Genomic DNA, 17,965 nt, shown 5'->3' with positions numbered 1-17,965 from the left:
CTGTGAAGCTTTACCCCATCAGAATCGGTATAACTGGAGTTTATGATGCAACAAGAATTGATCTGTTATAAACAACTTCCTATTTGGAATCATGACTCAATTCCACAAGGGTTTAAAAAACAACACAATACCCAAGTCGGCACATGGGCGAAGTTGACTATTTTAAAAGGCGAATTGCATTTTTCGATGCTGCATGAATCTGGTGAAGTACAATCTGAGCATATTTTTTCCGTGGAAAATCAACCACCATTTATTGAACCGCAAGCGTGGCATAAAATTGTATCTGCCAGTGATGATATTGAGTGCCAGCTTAGTTTTTATTGTTTGCCTCAAGATTATTTTGTTAAAAAATATAAATTAAGCCCAACACATTCTGAAATTTTAATGGCACTTCCACAGTTAACCGTGGGTAAAGCTTTGGATGTTGGCTGTGGTACAGGCCGAAATGCGCTATATTTGAGCCAAAATGGTTTTCAAGTGGATGCTTGGGATGTGAACCCAGTGAGTATCCAAAAATTAAATGAAATTATTGCTGCAGAACAGATTTCATCTATTCAAACTGCTGTTCGGGATTTCAATCAGGATGCCACTATTACTGGTGAATATGACTTCATCAACTGTATCGTAGTAATGATGTTTTTGGCGCCTGAAACTATCCCTCCTCTTATTCAGCATATGCAGCAAGCGACCAAACCTCAAGGCTTTAACTTAATTGTTTGCGCGATGAATACTGAAGATTACCCTGTGCAACAGGACTTCCCTTTTAGTTTTAAAGCGGGTGAGTTAAGTGCTTATTATGCTGATTGGGATATTGTGAAATACAATGAAAATGTCGGTGAATTGCACCGCACAGATGCAGATGGTAATCGAATTAAACAGCGTTTTGCGACATTGTTGGCGAGGAAGAAGTAGATGTGCAAGTGGAATCTTAAATGAATAAGCTTTTGAGCTGCTCACAGACTAGATTTCAATTGCTTACATAAAGCTTAAAATAAAAAACCACTTACGATTAGTGCACGTAAGTGGTTGTTTTATATGGTGGGCCCAGACAGACTTGAACTGTCGACCAACGGATTATGAGTCCGCTGCTCTAACCGACTGAGCTATAGGCCCTATAATTGAATTTGTTATATTTCAACAAGTTCAAGCGCAAAGAATACTAGCGAAGATTTTTTAAAAACACAAGCCATTTTCAGAAATTGCTGTATAGATAGTCAGCAGACGAATTTGATTATTATTGAAATATAAAAACTACACCTTCACTTTCCGAAACATTGCCCGATGCAACTTTAAACGCTTCTCTTTACGCACTTCTAAAAACAACTCAAACATTGACCATACCAAGACCAATAACAACACAGTCAATGCCACAAGAAAAGTCGTCAAATAAGCCACTTTAGTATCCTTCCATGATGCGTGGAATAGTGAAATGATGAATAGAATCATAGCTAATTACGACCAAAGTCTAATGATTTACAAATCATTTGAATAGTGCATTTTTGCTCAATTTAAGACTTAATTTCTCTCAATTCATATATTTTTAATATTAAAAACAAAGTATTTAGAGTTAAAACCAATAAAAGATATAACGCTATATCAACTGCATCACTTGAGATTGCTATATTTCAAACAATTTTTCTGTTGACTCTTATATAAAACAAGCAGAAATTATGCATTTCCAGATTCATCAGCTGTTACATCTATGTTGAAAAAATTTATAGGCGAATCCGCATTCAAACTTGCAGGATGGCAATATCAGGTAGAACCCAACGTACTCGAAAACAAACAAGTGATCGTCGGTTTTGAACACACCTCAATGATGGATGCAATCCTCTCGCTTGCTCTGTTCCAAATTTATGATATTAAAATCCATACTTTAATCAAAAAAGAGCTTTTTAAAGGGCCACTTAAACCTATTTTAGAAAAAGTCGGCGGTATTCCAGTAGACCGTAAATCTAACAAAGATATTGTGTCGCAAATGGTCGAACTTTTTGATCAAAATGAACATTTCAATTTGGTCATCGCACCCGAAGCAACTCGCGCAAAAACAGGTGAAGCCCGCAAGCCAATTCGTACAGGTTTTTGGCATATTGCCAAAGCAGCCAATGTGCCTATCGTTTTAATGTATGCCAACTCACAAACCAAACAAGGTGGGATTTTTGGCAAAATCTATCCGACAGATTTAGATCACGATATGGCACTTATCCAACAATTATATAAAGAACAAGTGGGCTTAGATATTGTCATTCCTGAGCCAAAAACAACTCAAAGCAACACTTAAAAAACCTAAAACTCTGCCCTTTATCTAAAAAAAGGGCTTATGTTAGAATGGGCGAAATTTTGATAGGCATACTGCCAATCTGTAAGGAGCATAGTTCGCATGGCGGGTCATTCCAAGTGGGCCAACATTAAGCATCGTAAAGCCAAACAAGATGCTAGTCGTGGTAAGTTGTTTACCAAATTTATTCGTGAATTAACAACTGCTGCAAAGCTCGGCGGTCCAGATGCGGCAAGTAACCCTCGTTTACGTGCTGTTGTGGAAAAAGCACTTTCAGTTAACATGACACGTGACGTCATTAACCGTGCCATCCAGCGTGGTGCAGGCGGTGAAGATAACGACGATCTTAAAGAAGTAACCTATGAAGGTTATGGTGTAGGTGGTGTTGCGGTTATTGTAGAAACCATGACAGACAACTTAAACCGCACCGTGCCAGATGTACGTCACTGTTTCTCTAAAACTGACGGTAACTTAGGCACCAATGGTTCTGTAGCATTCCTATTCACCAAACGTGGTGAAATTTCATTTGAAGATTCATCTTTAGAAGATCAAGTGATGGAAGTGGCTTTAGAAGCTGGCGCAGAAGATATTGAAGTGTCTGAAGATGGCATTTTGGTTATTACTACGCCAGAAGCTTTTGGTATAGTTCAAGATGCGCTAACAGCAGCAGGTTTGAAATCTGACAATGCTGAAGTGGTTATGAGTCCATCGACCAAAGCAGAAATTACAGACATCGATCAAGCGAAAAAAATTATGAAAATGATTGATATGCTTGAAGATTTAGATGATGTTCAAAACGTATATACCAACGTTGAATTCTCTGATGAAGTTTTAGCACAATTAGACGCATAATCGGTCTAACTGCAATTCCTAAAAACGCACGTTCTCGTGCGTTTTTTTATAGATCCAGTCAAAATAATTCTAAGATTCTAATAAATTAAACTTTATTTAATAAACCATGACAGTTTAAAACATCATATTCTTTAATCACAAAGCTAGAATGCAAACCTGCCACATGCTCAATTTTACCAATCCGTTTTAATAAAATTTCGCTGTAATTTTCCATATCTCGTGCCACAACCTCTACAATAAAATCTGCAGTCTGTCCTGTCACCAAAAATGCACGTATCACTTCAGGAATGCTTTCCAATTCATCCAAAAATTTGGCAAAAATATCGGTATCGTGTTTGCTCAAAGACACCTGCAACAACACATGCAAACTAAAGCCCAGTTTTTGATAATTAATTTCACGCTTTAAACCTGAAATAATTTTATGATCGATCAGACTTTTAATACGGCGATGCACCGAACTTACCGACAGATTAACCCGCTCGGAAAGTTCATTCAAATTGACATCTTCATTGCTTAAAATTTCTAAAATATGCTTATCGTAGCGATCTAATTCCATTTTCAAGCACTCAATCTAATCTGATAAAATTTAAACTCATGCTGCCATTATACTTAAATTATTTTGCAGACTAAGCATCTTTATCGAAAATTATTTTCCATTATTAAAGCAAAATGTTTATGATTCAACAGATCACCGCTTATCGTTTTGAACAACTTAACAGACAAACGGAACAGCTTTCTAATTTATTGATTTTCAAATTTTTAAATTTAAAAAACTCAACAAAACAACGAATCTACTCATACATTTTCACAATCCCGACCGTCTATCTTTTACAAGTGTATAGAAATGTATTAAAACAGATGCGCTCGACAATAAGCACAATGCAGCACAACAAAACCAATAAAAATACAAGGAGTCGTCATGGCTTTTAAATCTCTAAGCTTGCTGAAAATAAAATTAGCTCTGTATTTACCGTTGAAACTCAGACCAGCTCTTTATTCGATGGACTCTTAAGTGGTAGCTCTTTAAGCAATACCTTTTCTGGTTTGCTTGGCAGCCTGACTAGTTCGACCTCGACCACCCCTACCCTAGATTCTTTATTAAAAAGTTTACCCTCTGGCAGCAGCTTAGATAGTTCTAGCCTAACCAATCTAATCAGCCAATTTTCAAGCTCGAATACCAACTTAGATATCACCAGTTTAATTAGCAAACTGACACAATCCAATGGCGGTAGCTTCGATATTGCTTCCATCACCAATTTACTCAGCGGCATGATTGACAGCAATGCAGGTGATTTAGATATTACGAAACTCACCCAATTAGTGAGTGGGTTAATCGGTGGTAATACGGGTAATCTTGATATTGCTCAAATTGCTCAACTGGTTAGTGGCTTGATTGGTGGCAACATCGGTGGAGGTTTAGGCGGTCTAGATATCGCAGTGATTGCTGAACTTGTAGGCGGGTTAATGCAAGGCAATGGCGATCTTGATATTGCGCAAATTGCTCAACTGGCAAGCGGCTTGATTGGCAGCAATATCGGTGGCGGTTTAGGCGGTATGGATATCGCGGTCATTGCTGAATTAGTAGGCGGTTTAATGCAAGGCAATGGCGATCTTGATATTGCACAAATTGCGCAACTGGCAAGCGGCTTAATTGGCGGTAACATCGGTGGTGATTTAGGTGGTCTAGATATCGCTGCTCTAGAACCAATTCTTGCGTTGCTTAATCCTGAAGGTCAGCTTGCAAGTGACTTTGATCTAGGTGGTTTATTAAATAATCTGACTGGAGATACAACTGGTGGTTTCAGCTTAGATGGCTTGAGTGATGGTTTTGACAACTTAATTTCTGGTTCAGATTTTAACATCAGCGACTTACTGCAAGGTGCGTCATCTACAACCAGTTCAGAGATCAATATTGATAGCTTAGTCCCTGCATTAGGCGATGCATTTGGCAATTTAACTGGTGGCACATCAGACACTCAATTTGATTTAGCTACCCTGCCAAATTTGGTACAGAATTTTGATTTGAATAACTTAAATTCTTTGTTCTAACTCTTAGTTCTAGATTTTATACATCAGTATCCAAAAAAATACGCGCAGATTGCGCGTATTTTATCTGAGGCGATAACATTTAAATACCGCGCCAATCTACACGTGCATTACGCTCAGTTTGATAAATACGAGAAACATATTGCCCTAAAGGTAAATCCAGCAAATATTTTTTATAATCTTTAAATTCTTCAGAAATCACTTCATCATGTTCTTTTTCCCACGGCGTTCCAGAAATTTCCAAAATAGGTGCAAGCATCGAACACACTGAAATATCGGCCAAACCTAAACGCTCACCCACAAAATAACGCCCGTAATTATCAATCAAATGCTGATTTAAAATGACAATTAATTCATCCATCCGCTGTTTGGATTCTGCAACTTTATCTTGATCGAGCTGATAGCCCTTAGACACCAAGGCTTTAATAATTGGCTTGGAATATTTAGAAAATTGACGCAAATAGCCTTTTTCGCCAATTAAAATTTCCAAAGGTTCTTCACTTTCAGATAATGCATGCGCCAACCCCCATCGACGCACATGCTGCCCCAATTCATCAGCCAAAGTATTTATGGCCAACGCATGTTTATATTGTTCGGCATCACTGCGTAACAAGGCATGTTCGGGGTAAATATCATCTAGATATAAAGCAATTTGAGTCGAATCTGCTATCCAGCGGTCTTGATCACGTAAAATAGGTAATTTATTTTGCCCTGTTTTTAATTGGGCAAAAGCGCGATGCACGCCTGGAATTAAGTTTTGCGCATCATAATCTAACTCTTTATGATCCAATAACCAGCGAGCTTTCTCACAAAAATGAGACAAAGGAAACTGGTATAAGATGCGCATAAAATCTCCATATTTAAAATTTTGATATCCAAAGCAGTATCAATACTGTGCTTGTCATACTTTAGTCATAGCCTCTTATAATTACAATGTACTTTTTATTCAAAATTCAGGCGAAACAGTCAGCAATTCAAAATCAATTCCGAAAAGAAATTCAACGTACAGCATCAAGCACGCTAGATTGGAGAAACATCTGTCCGATGACCTGACTTTATCTGCCCTTTCATGTAAAATCGTGCCTAATTTTTAAATAACACGTTGTGAGTTATTCATGGGTTTTAATTGTGGTATTGTGGGCCTGCCAAACGTTGGTAAATCTACGCTTTTTAATGCTTTAACCAAAGCTGCAATTGCAGCGGAAAACTTCCCGTTCTGTACCATTGAGCCAAATACAGGCATTGTACCTGTGCCAGATTCACGTTTGGACAAATTGGCGGAAATCGTAAATCCACAACGTGTATTACCAACCACGATGGAATTTGTGGATATTGCAGGTTTGGTTGCAGGTGCATCTAAAGGTGAAGGTTTAGGTAACCAATTCCTTGCCAACATTCGTGAAACCGATGCGATTGCGCATGTAGTTCGTTGCTTTGAAGATGAAAACGTCATTCACGTAAATGGTAAAATTGACCCATTAGATGACATTGCAACCATCAATACCGAACTTGCTTTGGCCGATTTAGAAACGGTAAGTAAAGCCATTACACGCTTAGCAAAATCTGCCAAAGGTGGCGATAAAGAAGCCGTAGCGACCAAAGCCGTTTTAGAAAAAATCCAACCTTTACTGGATGATGGCAAGCCTGCACGTGCAGCCAATTTAGATGACGATGAACGCAAATTGGTTCGTGGTTTTGGTTTATTAACCTTAAAACCAACCATGTATATTGCGAACGTGGCAGAAGATGGCTTTGAAAACAACCCGCACTTAGATGCAGTCAAAAAACTTGCTGCAGAAGAAAATGCGATTGTGGTGCCTTTATGCAACCAAATTGAAGCCGAAATTTCATTACTTGAAGATGAAGACCGTGCAGAATTCCTAGAAGCTCTTGGTATGGAAGAACCAGGGCTGAACGTAGTGATTCGTGCAGGTTATGCGCTGTTAGGTCTGCAAACTTACTTTACTGCAGGCGTACAAGAAGTCCGCGCGTGGACAGTGAAAGTAGGTGCAACTGCACCACAAGCAGCAGGCGTAATTCACACTGACTTTGAAAAAGGCTTTATCCGCGCAGAATGTATTGCTTATGAGGATTTCGTACAATACAACGGCGAAGCAGGTGCAAAAGAAGCAGGTAAATGGCGCTTGGAAGGTAAAACTTATATCGTACAAGACGGTGATGTTTTACACTTCCGTTTTAATGTTTAATTGTTTTTATGTTTAGTTTTAGAACAATGCTTACAGCCGAGCATTGATTCAATAAAAAAACCTCGATGTAAGCATCGAGGTTTTTTTATAGGCGATTCTGCATCACATCAATGCAAAATAATCTCAACTAAGACTGCACCACATTGCCCTTTTGTTTCGGGTCGGTATTACCCAATTCAGGATGCGCCAAAGCATCGGCACATTGTTTTTTATCACGTTCATAATCGGCTTGTTTTTGTGCAAGACTGCTTGAACTGTCAATCGTCGCACGTGCCCAAATTTCCAAACTGGTCAAAGCCTTACGACACAGCGCATATTTCCCTTCCGTTACAGAGTCGGTCATTTTGACATTAATACGCCAGTCGGTACTTAATTTACGGGCAGGTTTGCGGACTTTATCTTCAATTAAGTTACGCTGTTTACGATACACGTACGGCTCAACTTCATTCATTAATTCCCACGCGGCTTGCGCATACACAGTCGCATCATTGGTGAGTTTTGGCGCAGGCTTAATTTCTACTGTTTTTTGCGGGTTGTTGTCATTGCTACACGCTTGCAATAACAGGCTACTGCATAACATTGAAGCAAGCAGGATTACAGGTGTTTTCAATTTCAACATATCGGTTCGCCCATACAAACAATTCGGCATCATGCTAATGAATTCAAGTATAATACACAATCTTCATTTGACCCATCGTTCAACTTTCTCCCACAAGGTGTGTCGTGTCCGTACACAATATTCAAACTGCGCCCGCAGCAAGTTTTTGGCAAGGTGCAAAAGATAGTCAGGCGATTATTTTCACCTATCTGCCTGTTTCTTTTGCTTTTGGTGTTTCTGCAACTCAATTCGGCTTTAGCGCATGGGAAGCCTTATTTTTATCTTGCTCGATGTATGCAGGGGCGAGTCAATTTTTAGTCGTTGCCTTATTGGGCAGTGGAACTTCAATCTGGATGACCGCATTAACGGTAATCGCCTTGGATATTCGACATTTACTTTACGGCCCGGCCTTACAAAACCTGATTCAAGATCGTTTAAACCTAAAAAAAACTGCAATTTGGTCATGGGGTCTGACCGATGAAGTTTTTGCCTCAGGCATGATTAAACTGTCACAGCGCCGTCAGGAATGGTCTGAATCATGGATGCTTGGACTGAGTTTATTTAGTTGGTTGTCTTGGGCATTAGGCTCTTTATTAGGCGGATTATTTGCCGATCAAGTCACTAAAATGCCACAGTTTTTGCAAGCGGCGCTCGACTTTTTACTGCCCGCTTTATTCCTTAGCTTCTTATTGGCAGCATTTGAAAAGAAACACACCTTTGTCGTGGGAATCACCATTCTAGTATCTGCCGTAGCTTGTTATTTTATTGACTTATCTGCTGCAATTTTTATTGGGATTTCTTCAGGTATTTTGGCGGGATTATTTAAACACTATGTTTTAAAACAACCCGACCCTGAACATACAGGATCAAAATCATGAGTTTAGAAATTATTTTGGTCGGTATTATAGTCGGTATCGCAAACTTCGCCTCACGTTTTGGGCCATTTTTTGTGATTCAAAAGTTTCAACAAGGCTCACAGCAACGTGGTGCTTTATGGCTTAAAATCGCTTTGGGCAGCATTGGTATAGCCGCAATTAGCTCTATGCTCGTGGTTGCAACCTTGCCACCTTTGCTTGAAACACCCAATAAAAGTTTTGCGATGTTGATTGGCTTTTTAGTGCTGACAGGTTTGTATTTTAAGTTTAAGAAAATCGTACCTGCAACGCTTACCGCAGCCATCACCTATGGTTTAATTTATACTTATGTGCCATTTTCGTTCTAATGTTGCTGAAATTTAGAGGTTGAATCGTCCAAATGATCTATTTCAGGATTCAGCCTTAACTGCTTTAAAGCACTGAATGCAATATAAGTAGATGACAAAATCATGATTTTGTTGCAAACAGGGCTTAACTCATGGAACAGTTCTGCTATGCTAAAAGCCCACTTTAGCAAGGACGATTCACATGAGCGTGACCATTGGTACTCCCCTTCAATCTTCTGCTTTTAAAGTTTTGCTATTGGGTTCAGGGGAACTCGGTAAAGAGGTGGTAATTTCACTGCAACGCTTAGGCGTAGAAGTACATGCCGCCGATCGCTACGACCATGCGCCAGCCATGCAAGTCGCACATTATGCTTATACTTTAAACATGGCAGATGCCACAGAATTAAAACAACTGATTGAAAAAATTCAACCCAATTTAATTGTGCCTGAAATTGAGGCCATTGCGACATCAGTTTTACTTGAAATTGAAGCGCAAAATATTGCAACAGTGATTCCATCTGCCAAAGCGGTAAATTTGACCATGAACCGTGAAGGCATTCGTCGTTTGGCTGCAGAAGAATTAGGTTTGCCGACATCCGCTTATCGCTTTGCCAATTCTCTCGAATCTTTCCGCGCTGCATGTGATGACATTGGTTATCCAAACTTTGTGAAGCCTGTGATGTCATCTTCAGGCAAGGGACAATCGCGTGTCACCTGCTTTGATGAAGTTGATGCAGCTTGGGAATATGCCCAGACTGGCGGGCGCGTCAATCAAGGCACTGTGATTGTTGAATCACAAATTGACTTCGATTTTGAAATTACCTTATTAACCGTACGTGCTAAAAACCCAGAAACTGGTGCGATCGAAACTTCATATTGCGACCCAATTGGTCACCGTCAAGATGCAGGCGACTATGTAGAAAGCTGGCAACCTCAAGCCATGAGTGATGCTGCCTTGACTGAAGCCAAACGAATTGCACACAAAGTGACTACTGCCTTAGGTGGTTGCGGTATTTTTGGTGTAGAGCTGTTTGTGAAAGGCGATAAAGTCTGGTTCAGTGAAGTATCTCCACGTCCACACGACACAGGTTTGGTGACATTGGCTTCACAATTCCAAAGTGAATTTGAATTACATGCCCGCGCGATTTTAGGCTTACCTGTCAATACCACACGCCATAGCGTTGCAGCCAGTGCGGTGATTTATGCAGGTGTCGATGCAACAAATCTTTCATTTTCTGGCCTGAATCTTGCATTAGCACATCCCGATACAGATTTACGTTTATTTGGCAAACCTGAAGGTTTTGAACGTCGTCGTATGGGCGTTGCCACTGCGCGAGCAGAAACCACAGAGCAAGCGCGTGAGCTAGCTCAGCAGACTGCGGACACTGTTCGTGTTCATTTAAACGAAAATCAAAATTAAGCTCGTCATTGCATAACGGAATTGTCCATGATCATTACATTACCCTTGCTGAATTATGTAAAAAGCAACCATGACATTCAGGCCATTAACCAATGGCGCACCGATGTCGAAAATCAGCTACAACAATGTTTTGAAAATGGACAATCCATTCGTGAAGTGATTTTGGCGCGTTCTAACCTGATTGATGAAGCGCTCACTTTCTTATGGCAACATGCTGAATTAGACAAAACCGATTTAAGCCTATTTGCGGTAGGTGGCTATGGGCGCAAAGAAATGCTGCCCTATTCAGATGTCGATATTATGGTGTTATCGGAAGATGCAATTACAGCAGAACAAGAACAACTTATTTCGACCTTTATTTCGTCTTTATGGGATGTTGGCAACTTCAAACCTGCCACCAGCGTGCGGACTATTCAAGACTGTGTGATTCAGGCAACCAGTGATTTAACTGTTGCAACTGCCTTGATTGAAGCGCGTTTAATTACAGGAAATCAGCAGCTTGCCAAATGGCCGCGTCGTATTGTTTCGCAGACTTGGACAGATAAAACCTTTTTTGATGCCAAAATGGAGGAGCAAAGCAAGCGTTACGCGCAGCACAATGACACCGAAAGTAATTTAGAACCTGATATTAAAAATGCTCCGGGCGGTATTCGTGACATCAACCAAATTGGCTGGATTGCCAAACGCCATTTTCGCGTCAATCGTATTTACGACTTGGTGCATTTAGGTTTTATTTCAGAATTTGAATTGGGTGTACTTGAAGAAGCCGAAAGCTTTTTATGGGAAATCCGTCATCATCTCCATCGTTTAACCAAACGTGATGAAAACCGTTTATTGTTTGATTATCAACGAGATATTGCAGCAACTTTTGGCTATGTTCGAGAAGAAGGTAAACCGCAAAATTACCCGATTGAACAATTTATGAAGCGTTATTATCGCTCTGCACAGCAAGTTTCCACTTTAAATGAAATGTTGCTGGCCTATTTTAATGAGTCGGTCATTACCCCGCGTTTGCCTAATTATGAACGTAACATTGAAGAAATTAATGAAAATTTTAAACTGGTCGATGGCAAACTTGCCGTGCAGCACCACAAAATTTTCTCAGAAAAACCAAGCGCAATTTTAGAAATTTTCTATTTATTGGCCAATCGTCCTGAAATTGAAGGAATTCGCGCACGAACACTGCGCCTGCTGACACTTGCAGCCAAGCGTATTGACCAAAGTTTCCGTGATGATCCAACGCATCAAGCGCTGTTTATGGCAATTTTGCGCTCACCGCACCGCTTGTATAATACCTTGGTGACTATGAAACGCTTAGGTGTATTGGGCAATTACATCCCCGCTTTTGGTCAAATTACAGGTTTAATGCAATACGACTTATTCCATATTTATACAGTCGATGCGCACATTTTACTATTACTCCGCAATTTAAGCCGCTTCAAAGAACCTGAATTCGCGAAAGATTTTCCTGTGGTCAGTTCGGTATTTCAGCGTTTAGCCCGTCGTGACATTATTTATTTGGCTGCGATTTTCCATGATATTGCTAAAGGTCGTCGTGGTGATCACAGTGAACTTGGTGCGGTAGATGCGATTGAGTTTTGCCGTAAACACGGATTTACTGAACGTGAATGTAACCTTGTGGCATGGTTAGTCAAAAATCACTTGTTGATGTCAGTCACAGCACAGAAAAAAGATATTTCTGACCCCGATGTGGTCAAGGAATTTGCCGAAAAAATGGGAGATATGGAGCATTTAGATTATCTCTATACCTTAACGGTTGCTGATATTAATGCGACTAATCCAACACTCTGGAACTCATGGCGTGCATCCTTAATGCGCCAACTTTATACGCAAGCGCGTGATGTCATTCGCTCAGGACTTGGGCGTCCCGTCGATTATCAAATGCTGATTGAAGACACCAAATTTGCGGCAAGCGAGTTACTGGTTAAAGATTTTGAACTCAGTGCTGTTGAAAAAGTCTGGCAAGAACTGGGCGATGAATACTTTATTAAAGAATCTGCCGATGAAATTGCATGGCATACCCGCGCGATTTTGGAGCATGGCGATAATCCTGCACCATTAGTACTCATGCGCGCGCACCGAAAATCAGCACAAGACGCAGTACAAATCTTTATTTACACGCAAGACCAACCCAACCTATTTGCCACAACTGTCGCTATTTTAGACCGCATGAACCTTGACGTTCAGGATGCACGAATTATTACTGCGACCAAAGCCTTTAGTTTGGATACTTACGTGGTCTTAGACCGTTTTGGCACACTCTTAACAGACCCTGAACGTGAAGAAATGGTGATTGAGGCTTTAGTGAATGCCTTGAGACAGTCAGATAAATATCCGGGTCTGATGCAACGCCGCATTCCACGTCAATTACGTCATTTTGACATTGAAAACACAGTAGAAGTGACGTTCAATGCAGCGCTGAATCAAAACATGGTCGAAATTGCCACACTAGATCATCCCGGGTTACTCGCCAAAATTGGTGGCTTGTTTATGATGCAAGGCTTAGATATTCACTCCGCCAAAATTGCCACCCTGGGCGAACGTGCTGAAGATATTTTCTTTGTCACAAAAAAAGATGGCAACCCAATGACAAAGTCTGAAGCAGATACCTTTGCCATCCAGCTCAAAGCTGCTTTAGATGAGGCCTCTAATCAGGTCTGTGGTCAACATTAACTTCAATTTACGGAACATCCATGAACTCAAGTTTGTCCTTATTACATCCTTACCCTTTTGAAAAGCTAAACAAACTATTTCAGGACGTACAACCTGCAAATTTGCCGTTAATTCCACTGTCTATTGGCGAACCTAAACATCCTGCACCTGAATTTGTCAAACAAGCCATTATTGATAATTTTCAGCATTTATCGACTTATCCGAACAGCAAAGGTCTGCCTGAATTACGTCACAGCATTGCCCATTGGCTGACACAACGCTTTCATTTAAAACAAGTTAACCCAGACACTCAAGTTCTCCCCGTTTCAGGTACACGTGAAGCGATTTTTTCCTTCGTACAAGCATTGATTCGACGTGAAGATGCACCTTATGTAGTGATGCCCAATCCGTTTTATCAAATTTATGAAGGGGCAACTTTATTGGCAGGTGCTCAACCCTATTTCATCAATTGCACCGAAGACAATAATTACTTGGGTGATTTTGATGCTGTACCTGCAAAAGTCTGGGAAAAAACTGCTTTATTATTTGTCTGTACACCGGGAAATCCAACGGGTGCTGTCCTTTCAAAAGAACAATTTAAAAAGCTGATTGCCCTGTCAGATCAATATAATTTTGTCATTGCATCTGATGAATGTTATTCAGAATTATGGTTTGACCAAGCGCCTACAGGTTTACTGGAAGTCTGTGCCGAACTTGGACGCGATGACTACAAAAACTGCATCGTATTCCATTCTTTGTCTAAACGCTCAAACTTACCCGGCATGCGTTCAGGCTTTGTTGCGGGCGATGCCAACTTATTAAAACCTTATTTGCAATATCGTACCTATCATGGTGCGGCAATGCCTGTACAACATCAATTGGCATCTATTGCAGCTTGGGATGATGAACAGCACGTTGAAGATAATCGTCAACAATATCGCGCCAAGTTTGAATTATTCCAAACGGAACTTGGGCATTTACTGCCATTAAAAAAACCAGATGCAGGTTTTTATTACTGGCTCAAAGTCGACCATGATGAAAATTTTGCCAAAATATTGATGGAAAAAGCCCATATTAAAGTGCTGCCAGGTCGGTATTTATCTCGTGAAACCGCACAAGGTAACCCGGGTGAAAACCATGTTCGCTTAGCTTTGGTTGCAGATTTGGCGCAATGTGAACAAGTAATTCAACGTCTTAAAGCGATTTTATAAGTTAATGATTTCAATTAAATTTAAGGCGATCATCTGATCGCCTTAATTATCTTACTTGCACAAGCGCAAGCCTTTATCGTAAAGCCTTTTCAATTTCCGCCTGCAAATCTTCAGGTTTTGTGGTCGGAGCAAAACGGTTCAACACCTTGCCATCTTTGCCAATTAAAAACTTGGTGAAATTCCATTTAATTCCGTTGCCCAAAATACCTTTACTGTTATTGGTCAGGTAACGGAAAATCGCATGTGCTTCAGGCCCTTTCACATCAATTTTGCTAAACATTGGAAAACTGACACCATAGTTTTTTTGGCAGAAGCTCCCAATTTGCTCATTGGAACCTGGATCTTGCCCACCAAACTGATTGCACGGAAAGCCCAAAACTTCAAGACCTTGGTCTTTATATTGTTGGTATAACTTTTCCAAACCCGCAAATTGAGGCGTAAAACCACACTTGCTGGCTGTATTTACAATCAACAAAACCTTCCCTTCATAATCGCTAAAGGCTTTATTTTGTCCATCTAACAACTCAGCTTCAAACTGATAAATGTTGGTCATGGATAATTTCCCTCATCATTTTTTTCTTGTGTTTTGAGTTCTAAAGAAGCCGAATTGACACAATAGCGCAATCCTGTTGGTTGTGGCCCATCGTCAAAAACATGCCCTAAATGTGCGTCACAATGATGACAAACAATCTCTGTACGTTGCATACCATGTGAACTGTCATGGTGCTCTTCAACTACTCCAGGCTGAATTGGACGATAGAAACTAGGCCAACCACTGCCACTGTCATATTTTGTTTCAGATGAGAATAACGCTGTTCCACAACAACGGCAGCTATACACACCCTCTTGTTTAGTATTCCAATATTTCCCCGTGAACGCAGGCTCTGTCCCTTTTTGTCGTGTAATCCGAAACTCCTCTGGTGATAACTCTCTTTGCCATTCTCGGTCTGTTTTATTGAGTTTTCCCATCACTAACTCCTTTAAATCTTTGACATTCAGTGTCATGCTTCAGTACTTCCATATTTACGCTAGAGCTTGCAAAATATCTAGCTAAATTTCAGCATAGATTGTGATATTTCAGTAATCTATATTTTGTTTATCTTAAAATCATTGGATGGAACTATGTCCGTACTTGGTAACACGACTCCACGCGAAATAAAAAAATCATCAAAACTCGAGCATGTATGCTACGACATTCGCGGACCTGTGTTACGAGCGGCCAATGAAATGGAAGAGGCCGGTCATAAAATTATTAAACTGAATATTGGCAACCCCGCCCCATTCGGTTTTGAAGCTCCACAGGAAATTATTAATGATGTTGCATTGAACTTACCCAATGCAATTGGTTATACCGACTCTAAAGGGATTTTTCCTGCGCGTAAGGCCATTTGTCAGTACTATCAGCAAAAAGGCATTTTTGATATGCACGTAAATGACGTGTATATCGGCAATGGTGTGTCTGAACTGATTGTTATGGCGATGCAAGGCTTATTGGACGATGGCGATGAAATGCTGGTACCAATGCCTGACTACCCGCTTTGGACTGCGGCAGTGAATTTATCGGGCGGTACTGCTATTCACTACAAATGTGATGAAGAAAACTTTTGGTATCCAGACATTGCCGATATGGAAAGCAAAATCACGCCAAATACGCGCGGTATTGTCATTATTAACCCGAATAACCCAACGGGTGCGGTTTATCCACGTCATGTGTTGGAACAAATTGTAGCATTGGCAAAAAAATATGACTTAATTTTATTTGCCGATGAGATTTACGACAAAATTATTTATGACGGCATTGAGCATGTTGCGGTTGCAGCTTTAGCGGGTGATCAACTCTGTATCTCATTTAATGGCTTGTCTAAATCGTATCGCATTGCGGGCTTCCGTTCAGGCTGGATGGCGATTACAGGCGATAAATCACGCGCTGCAGACTACATTGAAGGTTTAGACATGTTGGCGTCTATGCGCTTGTGTGCCAACCATCAGGCGCAGTACGCGATTCAAACAGCATTGGGTGGTTATCAGTCTATCAATGACTTGATTCGTCCGGGTGGTCGTTTATACGAACAACGTAACATTGCATGGGAAATGCTGAACGACATTCCTGGCGTGTCTTGTGTCAAACCTGAGGGTGCAATGTATTGCTTCCCGAAACTTGATCCAAACGTCTATCCAATTGAAGATGACGAAAAGTTAATGCTCGATTTACTCAAAGCAGAAAAAGTTTTGTTGGTTCAAGGTACAGGTTTTAACTGGCCAACGCCTGATCATTTCCGTGTGGTGTTCTTGCCAGCAGAAAATGAATTACGTGAAGCAATGACACGTTTAGGTCGTTTCTTGGCAAAAATCCGCTAAGACTTCACCGAATCTCTGTTGTAAAATGCCGTGTTAAACACGGCATTTTTTATGGATTTGATTTTTATTTCTATTTTATCTTTACATCTCTTGTTCATCATCAAGTGGTCACATAGCAAAGCGATACTCAGACACTTGGGGATACACTTTTACACGCCCGCAAAAGCATGCTGTAATAGCCACAAGCGATTAAGTTTCAGGAACTGAGCATGCACTACCAAGTTCATCTTATTGATGCGCAGAAACCATCACAAAACTATATTTGGTTGCTTGAACATTGTGCCAGCAAACAAGTGGTGGTGGTTGACCCAACTGATGCCAAACCTGTTGAAGGTTTTTGCCAAAATCATGGTTTAGAGATCGCGCAAATTTGGTTGACGCATTGGCATCAAGACCATATTGGCGGTGTGCCTGAACTCATTGCAGAACGTAATTTACCTGTTTATGGGCCACGTGAAGAATTGAGCAAAATTCCGTTTATCACGCATCCTTTACAAAACCAAGACCATATCAATTTTCATGATTTACAGGTCGATGTTATTGCCGTTCCGGGACATACCTTGGGGCATATTGTGTATTTTATAGATGCGTTGGATGTATTGTTCTGTGGCGACACTTTATTTGCGATGGGCTGTGGGCGTGTTTTTGAAGGTACATATTTGCAAATGTATCAATCTTTAAACCGCTTGGCAGCGCTGCCTCCGCGTACCCGAGTATATTGCACCCATGAATATACATTGGCGAATGCACAATTTGCACTGCATGTAGAACCCGACAATGTTGCCATTCAAGAGCGTTATCAACAAATTGAAAGTTTACGCATGCTTAATCAACCCACTTTGCCAAGCAGCATCGAACTAGAACTGGAAACCAATCCATTTTTAAGAGCCGAAAGTGTCGAAGAATTTCAGAAATTACGTGAACTCAAAGACAACTTTTAAATTGATGCTTTGATCATAAAGCATCTGATATTTCTCTCGGATTATAAAATCTGACTCTGTACACGACAAATTTCACAGAACCCTTATCCTATCAGGATTCTGCTTTCTTAAAATTGCCAAAATTTCCTTAAACTCTTCTTTTTTCCCAAAACCAATTAAACGCTGAATCGCCATTTGAAC

General features: G+C 40.4%; 18 protein-coding genes and 1 tRNA gene. 12 read left to right on the top strand and 7 right to left on the bottom strand.

The features are described 5' to 3' along the window. Positions 1–45: 45 nt before the first annotated feature. Positions 46–912: an SAM-dependent methyltransferase TehB gene (gene tehB, locus FTV28_RS08375; RefSeq protein WP_179990110.1), complete on the top strand. Its 867-nt coding sequence runs from the start codon at positions 46–48 to the stop codon at positions 910–912. A 124-nt stretch (positions 913–1,036) separates the two neighbouring features. Here the strand turns inward: tehB and FTV28_RS08370 are convergent. Both FTV28_RS08370 and FTV28_RS08365 read right to left on the bottom strand, forming a co-directional pair. Further along, a tRNA-Ile gene (locus tag FTV28_RS08370) sits at positions 1,037–1,113 on the bottom strand. A gap of 138 nt (positions 1,114–1,251) precedes the next feature. After that, complete coding sequence (locus FTV28_RS08365; RefSeq protein ID WP_154320842.1) at positions 1,252–1,395, bottom strand: hypothetical protein; 144 nt, start codon at positions 1,393–1,395, stop codon at positions 1,252–1,254. Positions 1,396–1,702: 307 nt separating this feature from the next. Between FTV28_RS08365 and FTV28_RS08360 the strand changes: the two genes are divergently transcribed. Next, positions 1,703–2,281 (top strand): 1-acyl-sn-glycerol-3-phosphate acyltransferase, encoded by a 579-nt coding sequence (locus tag FTV28_RS08360; protein WP_104851825.1) that lies wholly within the window; start codon positions 1,703–1,705, stop codon positions 2,279–2,281. 99 nt (positions 2,282–2,380) lie between these two features. Beyond that, a complete protein-coding gene (locus FTV28_RS08355) occupies positions 2,381–3,130 on the top strand; it encodes a YebC/PmpR family DNA-binding transcriptional regulator (protein ID WP_070155957.1) in 750 nt (249 codons plus the stop codon). An 85-nt stretch (positions 3,131–3,215) separates the two neighbouring features. Here the strand turns inward: FTV28_RS08355 and FTV28_RS08350 are convergent, their stop codons facing one another. Next, positions 3,216–3,686 (bottom strand): Lrp/AsnC family transcriptional regulator, encoded by a 471-nt coding sequence (locus tag FTV28_RS08350; RefSeq protein WP_004971430.1) that lies wholly within the window; start codon positions 3,684–3,686, stop codon positions 3,216–3,218. A 488-nt stretch (positions 3,687–4,174) separates the two neighbouring features. Between FTV28_RS08350 and FTV28_RS08345 the strand changes: the two genes are divergently transcribed. Then, the gene (locus tag FTV28_RS08345) at positions 4,175–5,179 is read left to right on the top strand and encodes a hypothetical protein (protein ID WP_218944927.1); all 1,005 of its coding nucleotides are present in this window, start codon (positions 4,175–4,177) and stop codon (positions 5,177–5,179) included. Between the two features lie 79 nt (positions 5,180–5,258). Here the strand turns inward: FTV28_RS08345 and FTV28_RS08340 are convergent, their stop codons facing one another. Next, the gene (locus tag FTV28_RS08340; RefSeq protein ID WP_096902290.1) at positions 5,259–6,023 is read right to left on the bottom strand and encodes a glutathione S-transferase family protein; all 765 of its coding nucleotides are present in this window, start codon (positions 6,021–6,023) and stop codon (positions 5,259–5,261) included. 268 nt (positions 6,024–6,291) lie between these two features. On the opposite strand from FTV28_RS08340, the gene ychF reads away from it, so the two are divergent. After that, positions 6,292–7,383 carry a redox-regulated ATPase YchF gene (gene ychF / locus FTV28_RS08335; RefSeq protein ID WP_004971435.1) on the top strand — a complete coding sequence of 364 codons (1,092 nt, stop codon included), beginning with the start codon at positions 6,292–6,294 and terminating at the stop codon, positions 7,381–7,383. 127 nt (positions 7,384–7,510) lie between these two features. On the opposite strand, the gene FTV28_RS08330 is transcribed toward ychF, so the two are convergent. Beyond that, the gene (locus tag FTV28_RS08330) at positions 7,511–8,002 is read right to left on the bottom strand and encodes a hypothetical protein (RefSeq protein WP_026438320.1); all 492 of its coding nucleotides are present in this window, start codon (positions 8,000–8,002) and stop codon (positions 7,511–7,513) included. A gap of 119 nt (positions 8,003–8,121) precedes the next feature. Between FTV28_RS08330 and FTV28_RS08325 the strand changes: the two genes are divergently transcribed. The 5 genes from FTV28_RS08325 to dapC all read left to right on the top strand — a co-directional run bounded on the left by FTV28_RS08325 (position 8,122) and on the right by dapC (position 14,486). Beyond that, the gene (locus FTV28_RS08325) at positions 8,122–8,859 is read left to right on the top strand and encodes an AzlC family ABC transporter permease (RefSeq protein WP_179989883.1); all 738 of its coding nucleotides are present in this window, start codon (positions 8,122–8,124) and stop codon (positions 8,857–8,859) included. After that, positions 8,856–9,203, top strand: a complete 348-nt coding sequence (ygaH, locus tag FTV28_RS08320; protein WP_179989735.1) for an L-valine transporter subunit YgaH — start codon at positions 8,856–8,858, stop codon at positions 9,201–9,203. Before FTV28_RS08325 ends, ygaH begins: the two co-directional genes overlap by 4 nt. Before the next feature lie 181 nt (positions 9,204–9,384). Then, positions 9,385–10,602, top strand: a complete 1,218-nt coding sequence (purT, locus tag FTV28_RS08315; protein ID WP_179988445.1) for a formate-dependent phosphoribosylglycinamide formyltransferase — start codon at positions 9,385–9,387, stop codon at positions 10,600–10,602. A gap of 27 nt (positions 10,603–10,629) precedes the next feature. Then, positions 10,630–13,296, top strand: a complete 2,667-nt coding sequence (gene glnD, locus FTV28_RS08310) for a [protein-PII] uridylyltransferase (protein WP_179990108.1) — start codon at positions 10,630–10,632, stop codon at positions 13,294–13,296. A 20-nt stretch (positions 13,297–13,316) separates the two neighbouring features. Next, complete coding sequence (gene dapC, locus FTV28_RS08305; RefSeq protein WP_104851821.1) at positions 13,317–14,486, top strand: succinyldiaminopimelate transaminase; 1,170 nt, start codon at positions 13,317–13,319, stop codon at positions 14,484–14,486. Positions 14,487–14,559: 73 nt separating this feature from the next. On the opposite strand, the gene FTV28_RS08300 is transcribed toward dapC, so the two are convergent. Continuing rightward, entirely contained in the window at positions 14,560–15,039 is a 480-nt protein-coding gene (locus FTV28_RS08300; RefSeq protein WP_096902294.1) for a glutathione peroxidase, read from the bottom strand. After that, a complete protein-coding gene (msrB, locus tag FTV28_RS08295; protein WP_168419425.1) occupies positions 15,036–15,455 on the bottom strand; it encodes a peptide-methionine (R)-S-oxide reductase MsrB in 420 nt (139 codons plus the stop codon). Before msrB ends, FTV28_RS08300 begins: the two co-directional genes overlap by 4 nt. A 153-nt stretch (positions 15,456–15,608) precedes the next feature. On the opposite strand from msrB, the gene FTV28_RS08290 reads away from it, so the two are divergent. Both FTV28_RS08290 and gloB read left to right on the top strand, forming a co-directional pair. Beyond that, positions 15,609–16,844: a pyridoxal phosphate-dependent aminotransferase gene (locus FTV28_RS08290; RefSeq protein ID WP_004971448.1), complete on the top strand. Its 1,236-nt coding sequence runs from the start codon at positions 15,609–15,611 to the stop codon at positions 16,842–16,844. A 209-nt stretch (positions 16,845–17,053) separates the two neighbouring features. After that, the gene (gene gloB / locus FTV28_RS08285; RefSeq protein WP_179990106.1) at positions 17,054–17,785 is read left to right on the top strand and encodes a hydroxyacylglutathione hydrolase; all 732 of its coding nucleotides are present in this window, start codon (positions 17,054–17,056) and stop codon (positions 17,783–17,785) included. Positions 17,786–17,965: the final 180 nt, after the last annotated feature.

The sequence above is a fragment of the Acinetobacter sp. YH12252 genome (assembly GCF_013417365.1).
In the GTDB taxonomy this organism is placed as follows: Bacteria; Pseudomonadota; Gammaproteobacteria; order Pseudomonadales; family Moraxellaceae; genus Acinetobacter; species Acinetobacter towneri.
Note: the sequence above shows the minus strand (reverse complement) of the source record. Positions and strands in the feature narration are given on the sequence as shown.

Excerpts from the sequence above, each read along its gene's own strand:
- ygaH (WP_179989735.1), top strand. The coding sequence starts at position 8,856 with ATGAGTTTAGAAATTATTTTGGTCGGTATTATAGTCGGTATCGCAAAC.
- gloB (WP_179990106.1), top strand. The coding sequence starts at position 17,054 with ATGCACTACCAAGTTCATCTTATTGATGCGCAGAAACCATCACAAAAC.
- tehB (WP_179990110.1), top strand. The coding sequence starts at position 46 with ATGCAACAAGAATTGATCTGTTATAAACAACTTCCTATTTGGAATCAT.
- FTV28_RS08350 (WP_004971430.1), bottom strand. The coding sequence starts at position 3,686 with ATGGAATTAGATCGCTACGATAAGCATATTTTAGAAATTTTAAGCAAT.
- FTV28_RS08330 (WP_026438320.1), bottom strand. The coding sequence starts at position 8,002 with ATGTTGAAATTGAAAACACCTGTAATCCTGCTTGCTTCAATGTTATGC.
- FTV28_RS08360 (WP_104851825.1), top strand. The coding sequence starts at position 1,703 with ATGTTGAAAAAATTTATAGGCGAATCCGCATTCAAACTTGCAGGATGG.
- ychF (WP_004971435.1), top strand. The coding sequence starts at position 6,292 with ATGGGTTTTAATTGTGGTATTGTGGGCCTGCCAAACGTTGGTAAATCT.
- msrB (WP_168419425.1), bottom strand. The coding sequence starts at position 15,455 with ATGGGAAAACTCAATAAAACAGACCGAGAATGGCAAAGAGAGTTATCA.
- purT (WP_179988445.1), top strand. The coding sequence starts at position 9,385 with ATGAGCGTGACCATTGGTACTCCCCTTCAATCTTCTGCTTTTAAAGTT.
- FTV28_RS08300 (WP_096902294.1), bottom strand. The coding sequence starts at position 15,039 with ATGACCAACATTTATCAGTTTGAAGCTGAGTTGTTAGATGGACAAAAT.
- dapC (WP_104851821.1), top strand. The coding sequence starts at position 13,317 with ATGAACTCAAGTTTGTCCTTATTACATCCTTACCCTTTTGAAAAGCTA.
- FTV28_RS08340 (WP_096902290.1), bottom strand. The coding sequence starts at position 6,023 with ATGCGCATCTTATACCAGTTTCCTTTGTCTCATTTTTGTGAGAAAGCT.
- FTV28_RS08355 (WP_070155957.1), top strand. The coding sequence starts at position 2,381 with ATGGCGGGTCATTCCAAGTGGGCCAACATTAAGCATCGTAAAGCCAAA.
- glnD (WP_179990108.1), top strand. The coding sequence starts at position 10,630 with ATGATCATTACATTACCCTTGCTGAATTATGTAAAAAGCAACCATGAC.
- FTV28_RS08290 (WP_004971448.1), top strand. The coding sequence starts at position 15,609 with ATGTCCGTACTTGGTAACACGACTCCACGCGAAATAAAAAAATCATCA.